The following is a 6527-nucleotide window of genomic DNA, read 5'->3' on the forward strand; positions in this document are numbered from 1 at the left end:
TTTTGACGTACCTATCGGGGCTCCGTCGATGTCGGCCTACCCCCATCGAAAAAACGGCTGCTGTCGCGGTTCGTCGCCGATCAGAGCGGTTCGATCAGCTCGACCGCGTGCCCGTCGGGGTCCTTCACGAACGCGGTGCGCGCGCCGGCCTCCGGCTGGTCGCCCGGTTCCTTCACGACGCCGTGGTGGTCGATCGACTCGAACGTCGCGTCGACGTCGTCGACGCCGACGGCGACGTGGTCGTAGCGGTCGCCGTCCGTGCTCGGCTCCTCGCCGTCGGTGTCGGACAGCTGGAACTCGACGCCGGCGTCGTCGGCAACGTACACGTTGCGCGTGTCGCCGTCGGCGGTCGTGAACTCCCAAGAGCGCTCGAATCCGAGCTGCTCGACGTACCAATCGGCCGTCCGGTCCGCGTCTTCCACGTTGAGACACGTGTGGAGTATCTCCATGGTCTGGGGTCTCACGGCGTCATAATAAATCCCGGCGGAAGCGGTCCGGGCGTGTCCCGACGCGCCTCCGCGGTAACTGCGAGGTGTGCTCGGAGACCGGTGTTGGGAGACGAAGCCCGCACCGGGCGGACGCCCCCCGGCGAGGCGCCACGGCCGGAAGATCGGGACAACCGACCATATTCATTATTAACAAAGGTTTTATTCTCTCTTCGCTGTCTATCTGTAACATGGCAGGTAAGCCCATGCGTGGGAACGACACGAATAACTTCGATACGTCGGCGGCCGCACTCGGCCACGATCGGCCGGACGTGCCCGCCTACCGGGCACTCGCGGAGGATCTCCGGGACCGCGTCGCCGGCGAGGTCCAGTTCGACGAGTACGCGCAGGTGCTGTACGCGACCGACGGCAGCATCTATCAGGCACGTCCGGCCGGGGTCGTGATCCCGCGCTCGGTTGAGGATGTCCAGGCGGCGATGGAGGTCGCGGCCGACCACGAGGTCCCGGTCATTCCGCGGGGCGCCGGCTCATCGCTGGGCGGCCAGACCGTCGGTCCGGGCTGCGTCGTCCTCGACTTCTCGACGCACATGGACGAGATCGTCGAGGTCCGGCCCGACGACCGGCGGGCGGTGGTCCAGCCCGGAGTCGTGCAAGACCACCTCGACGACCGGCTGGCCGAGGACGGGCTGAAGTTCGCGCCCGACCCGGCCTCCTCGGCGCGCGCGACCGTCGTGGGGGGCATCGGCAACAACTCAACGGGCGCCCACTCGGTTCGGTACGGGATCACCGACGCGTACACGGAGGAGTTGAAGGTCGTGCTCGCGGACGGCTCGCTGATCCGCACCCGCGAGGTCGTCCTCGACTCGCCGGAGTACGAGGAGATCGTGTCGAAAGACGACCGAGAGGCCGCGCTGTACGAGACCACCCGCGAGCTCGTCGAGGAGAACGAGGCCGAGATCGACGAGAAGTACCCGAACCTCAAGCGCTCGGTGTCGGGGTACAACCTCCACAAGGTGATCTACGAGAACGACGACGGCGAGCGGGTGATCAACCTCTCGAAGCTGTTCGTCGGCGCGGAGGGGACGCTCGGCACGATCGTCGAGGCCGAGGTGTCGCTCGTCACCCGCCCCGAGGAGACGGCGCTCGCGCTGTACACCTTCGACTCGCTGGTCGACGCGATGAAGGCGGTTCCCGAGGCCTTGGAGTTCCCGGTGAGCGCGGTCGAACTGATGGACGACGAGGTGTTCTCGCTCGCCGCCGGCTCCCAGGAGTTCGCGCAGTACGCCGAGCCGATCCCGGACCGCGCCACGGCGGCGCTCATGTTGGAGTGGGACTCCGAGCTGGTCGACGACTTCGAGGACGCGATCGCCGACACGAACGCGCACTTCGTCGACGAGGGCGACGCCTTCGACGTGTTGGAAGCGTACACGCCCGAGGACCAGGACGACCTCTGGAAGCTCCGGAAGGCGGCGATTCCGCTTCTGATGAGCATGCAGGGCGACCCGAAACCGTATCCGTTCATCGAGGACGCGACGGTGCCGCCCGAGGAGCTCGCGGAGTACGTCGGGCAGTTCGAGGACGTCCTCACCGACCACGACACCTCGGCCGCGTACTTCGCGCACGCCGGGAGCGGCACCCTTCACATCCGGCCGATCCTCTCGCTGAAAGAGGAGGAGGGCGTCGAGAAGATGCACTCCATCTCCGAGGACGTGACCGACCTCGTGTTGGAACACCACGGCGCCTTCTCGGGCGAGCACGGCGACGGGCTCGCGCGCACGGAGTTCAACCCGAAGATGTACGGCGAGGCGCTCTGGAGCGCGTTCCAGGAGCTCAAGTCGACGTTCGACCCCGAGTGGCGGATGAACCCCGGGAAGGTCGTGTACGTCGACGGCGACACCGCCGCCGAGCGCGGCTACCCCGACACCGCCGCCGACACGGACATGCGCGAGAACCTCCGGTACGGCCCCGAGTACCAGTCGATCGAGCCGCAGACGGAGCTCGACTTCGACGACGAGGGCGGATTCTCGCACCTCGTCGAGCTGTGTAACGGCTGCGGCACCTGCCGGGAGACCGACTCGGGCGTGATGTGTCCGACCTACCGCGCCTCCGAGGAGGAGATCCAGGCGACCCGCGGCCGGGCGAACATGCTCCGGGCCGCTATCAGCGGGGAGCTCGGCGAGGACGAGATTCACTCCGATCGGTTCCAGGAGGAGGTGCTCGGGCTCTGTGTCGGCTGTAAGGGCTGTAAGAGCGACTGCCCGACCGGCGTCGACCTCGCGAAGCTCAAGGCCGAGGTGAAACACGAGCACCACGAGGAGGAGGGGTCGGGGCTCCGCGAGCGGATCTTCCGCGACATCGACCGCTTCTCGGCGCTCGGGAGCACGCTCGCGCCGATCTCGAACGCGGCGACGAAGATCCCCGGCGCCCGCAAGGTGATGGACGCGGTCGCGGGGATCGCACCGGACCGCGAACTGCCGACGTTCCGGTCGACGAGCTTCGAGGAGTGGTTCGCGTCGCGCGGCGGATCCACGATCGACCCCGCGGAGGCGGTCGACACCGTCGTCCTGTTCCCCGACACCTACACCAACTACAGTTACCCGGTCGCCGGCAAGGCCGCCGTCGAGGTGCTGGAGGCGGCCGGCGTCCGCGTGGAGGTCCCGGACGACCTCGCGCCTTCGGGACGGGCGGCGTTCTCGACCGGCTTCCTCGACGACGCCCGCGAGCGCGCCGAGACGAACGTCGCGGCGCTCGCGCCCCGCGTCCGCGAGGGGCAGTCGGTCGTCTTCGTCGAGCCCTCGGACGCGGTGATGTTCCAGGACGAGTACCTCGACCTGCTCGACGGCGAGGAGGTCGAGGCGGTGTCGGCCGCAGCGTACGGCGTTCTGGAGTACCTCGACGCCGGGCGGGTCGACGAACAGCTGGCGTTCGACGCGCCCGCCGAGTCGCTCACCTACCACGGCCACTGCAACCAGAAGGCGACGAACAAGGATCACCACGCCGTCGGCGTGCTTCGGCGGGCCGGCTACGACGTGGACCCGCTCGACTCGTCGTGTTGCGGAATGGCCGGTTCGTTCGGCTACGAGTCGGAGCACTACGACATCTCGAAGGCGATCGGACGGATCCTCTTCGACCAGGTCGACGAGAGCGAGGGCGAGACGGTGACCGCGCCCGGCGCCTCCTGTCGCTCCCAGCTCGGCGACCGCGACGGCGGGGAGAATCCGCCGCACCCGATCGAGAAGGTCGCCGAGGCGGTGACCGGACCCGACGCCAGCGGCGGCGCGACGAGCCCGTCGCCCGCCGACGACTGAGTCGGCGTCGCTTCCCTCACCGGCTTCTCCGACCTCGTCGCCCAAGCCGTTTGTCCGTGGGTCGAGCGGCGACATCGCAGCCAGTGATGACGCTCAGGGCTCGCGCTCTCCCACTTAACTATCTCTTTCACATACAGTTATTTTTCCATATACTTTAGCGTGTTTCGTGTTCGATCCGCCGTTCATAACTGAGCGCACAAAACCGATCTGCAGTCGGGTCCCGACCGGGTATCTGACCGGGGACTGATCCGGGAGTTGACCGAGTCCGAATCACGGTACAGCGGTCAGGGCGCACGGTAATTTGACGGTGACCGAGGTGGCCGTACGGTGCCGACGAACCCGAACCGACCGATCTGCTACCGTGAAGTGCTTAAAACAGAAGGTGAGAGGGATCGCAGATCGGATTTCCGCGGAGTTCGGAGAAAGCGCGACGCGGACGACGCCGTCGTTCTCGTCGGTGGCGACGCGGTCGTTCTCGTCGGTGGCGACGCGGTCGACGTCACGGTCGTGCGCGACGGGAGCGAGGAGACGGCCGACGCCCTTTCGAGAACCGGTCGCGACCGCGGTTTCAGTTTCGGAGATGGCCGACGTGGAGACCGAGGCGTTCTAGATATATGAATACATATATGAATACGAAACCATCAGATAAAATATTTGAATGACACCGGAGGGAGGCGCGGAACCTACCCACGGATAGGTAAGGCGGAACCCCACGACTTCACTCCCGGGTGACTATCGGCGGCGATCGCCAGAGAGCCGCGAGTGGGTGACGGGCGAAGAGGTGGCGGTCGGCGGCACACAGCCGACGACGACCGGTCAGAGCGACTCGTACAGCGACCGGTACCGGTCGGCGATCGCGTCGAGCGAGAACGATTCGCTGCGCGCCGCCGCGTTCGATCCGAGCCGCTCCCGGAGCGCGGGGTCGGACAGGCGGCGTATCGCGTCGGCGAACGCCTCGGTCTCGCCGTCCGCGGCGGCGGGGTCGACCTTCAGGCAGTCCTCGCCGTCGTCGAGCCACGAGAACGTCTCGATGTCGCGGACGACCACGGCCGTCCCCGCGGTCATCGCCTCCAGCAGCGCGATCCCCTCGTTCTCCTCGTGGGTCGGGAACAGGAACACGTCGCCGGCGGCGAACGCGCCCCGGATGTCGTCGACGAACCCGGTGAACGTGCAGTTGTCCGGGGACTCCTCGATGAGGCGGGTGGTCTCGCGGCCCTTCAGCGAGAGGTCGAGCGGCCCGAACCACGCGAAGTCGATATCGGGCAGCTCGCGGGCCAGATCGACGAACGTCTCCAGTCCCTTCCGCTTGATCACGTGGCCGACGAGGAAGACGGTCGGCGGGGACAGGTCGTAGCGCTCGCGGTACTCGGCCTCCAGCGACTCGAAGCCGGCGAGCTTCTCGCGGTCGACGCCGTTCGAGATGACGGTGGTCGGCGCGTCGGTGTATCCCTCGATCACGCCCCGGTTGTACTCGGAGGGGCAGATCAGCGCGTCCGCGAGGCCGTACGCTCGGCTGAGGTACGGCCGCAGGGGTTTCGCGAGCGCGTTGGTGAACCGGAAGCTGTCGCCGAAGTCCTCCGCCGTGACGTGGGTGTGGGCGACGACCGGGATCCCCGATTTCCGGGCGCGGCGCGCGTACCACACCGAGCGCGGCCCCATCAGGTTGCAGTGGAGCACGTCGGCGTCGAGGGTCGGTTCGGTGGTGTACTCGATGTCGACCCGGTCGAACATCTTCCGCTGGTGGTCGACGGACGCGGCCACGCCGCCGGTGACGTGGTCCTCGAACTCGAAGTAGTGGCTGACTTTCATCGGTGGTGGACCGCTCGGGTTCGGGCGTCGACGGCGTCGCGGGCGGCTACTCCACTTCCAGCCACGGGACCTCCATCAGCGGCGGGATGTGGGTCTCGATGTGGTGTTCCCACACGCCCTCCTCGCCGAACGCCTCGCCGTGGTCGGCGGTGACGACCACCGTGCCGTCGAGCTCCTCGACGAGTTCGGCGACGGACTCTAAGGCGATCCGGAGGTTCTCCTCGTAGAGCTTGAGCGCGGTCACGCGGGTGCCGTCTTTCACGAGGTCCTTGGGGTCGAGCTCCAGCCACAGCCCCGCCTTCTGGGCGAACTCGCTGTCGTCGAGCCGGCTCTCGATCTTCGGTCGAACCGTGTCGCTGAGCGACGAGAGGAGGCCGCCGTCGTCGTCGCTCCCGCCCTCGGCCGCTTCCTCCTCCTGTCGTTTGATCCCCTTCTGGATCTGTTTGAGCTTCTGGCCCTTCCCGCGCGAGAGGTACGGCGCGTGCGGCTGCATGTAGTGGAGGACGGTGCGGTCGGCGCGCTCGACGGCCTCCCGGTTGTTCCGGTACGCCTCGGCGAGCCCCTCCGGCGGGACGGTGCCGAGGTCCTCGTCCCAGCCGGTCTTCCAGACGTCGTGGATGTCGCTGATGTGGTCGGAGGCGGTCCACTCGTAGTCGCAGCTCGCGCCCCACTTCAGCTCGTTCAGTGGGATCCCCAGATCGTTGATGAAGGGGTTCCCGGAGAAGTAGGCGATGTCGTGGTCGCCGGTGAACGTCCGGTAAGCCCACTCCGGCGTCGACGACCCGACGCTCCAGCGCTTCTCGAGGTCGCCGTCGAGGTACTCGTCGTACACGTCCTCGAACACGTCGTAGCGGCACGCGTCCAACACCAGGCAGTAGTCCCACTCCGATTCGAGGAACCGCTGATCGTCCATGAGTACGCCACCGTACCCCGTCGACGGTTGTATTCCTGTCTCTTATACACA

5 protein-coding genes are annotated in these 6527 nt (G+C 67.1%); 2 read left to right on the top strand and 3 right to left on the bottom strand.

Annotated features, from left to right (window positions below; all coding sequences use genetic code 11):
- Nucleotides 1–80 precede the first annotated feature (80 nt).
- Nucleotides 81–449: a VOC family protein gene (locus C471_RS00125; RefSeq protein WP_004045633.1), complete on the bottom strand. Its 369-nt coding sequence runs from the start codon at nucleotides 447–449 to the stop codon at nucleotides 81–83.
- A 227-nt stretch (nucleotides 450–676) separates the two neighbouring features.
- Between C471_RS00125 and C471_RS00130 the strand changes: the two genes are divergently transcribed.
- Both C471_RS00130 and C471_RS17315 read left to right on the top strand, forming a co-directional pair.
- Nucleotides 677–3754: an FAD-binding and (Fe-S)-binding domain-containing protein gene (locus C471_RS00130; RefSeq protein ID WP_049908887.1), complete on the top strand. Its 3078-nt coding sequence runs from the start codon at nucleotides 677–679 to the stop codon at nucleotides 3752–3754.
- Nucleotides 3755–4081: 327 nt separating this feature from the next.
- Complete coding sequence (locus C471_RS17315; RefSeq protein ID WP_160163116.1) at nucleotides 4082–4372, top strand: hypothetical protein; 291 nt, start codon at nucleotides 4082–4084, stop codon at nucleotides 4370–4372.
- Between the two features lie 198 nt (nucleotides 4373–4570).
- Here the strand turns inward: C471_RS17315 and C471_RS00140 are convergent, their stop codons facing one another.
- Together C471_RS00140 and C471_RS00145 are read right to left on the bottom strand one after the other, a co-directional pair.
- Nucleotides 4571–5563 (bottom strand): glycosyltransferase family 4 protein, encoded by a 993-nt coding sequence (locus tag C471_RS00140; protein WP_004045638.1) that lies wholly within the window; start codon nucleotides 5561–5563, stop codon nucleotides 4571–4573.
- A gap of 46 nt (nucleotides 5564–5609) precedes the next feature.
- Nucleotides 5610–6476, bottom strand: coding sequence for a hypothetical protein (locus C471_RS00145; RefSeq protein WP_004045640.1), 867 nt, complete (start codon nucleotides 6474–6476; stop codon nucleotides 5610–5612).
- Nucleotides 6477–6527 lie beyond the last annotated feature (51 nt).

It is taken from the genome of Halorubrum saccharovorum DSM 1137, from assembly GCF_000337915.1.
Classification (GTDB): domain Archaea; phylum Halobacteriota; class Halobacteria; order Halobacteriales; family Haloferacaceae; genus Halorubrum; species Halorubrum saccharovorum.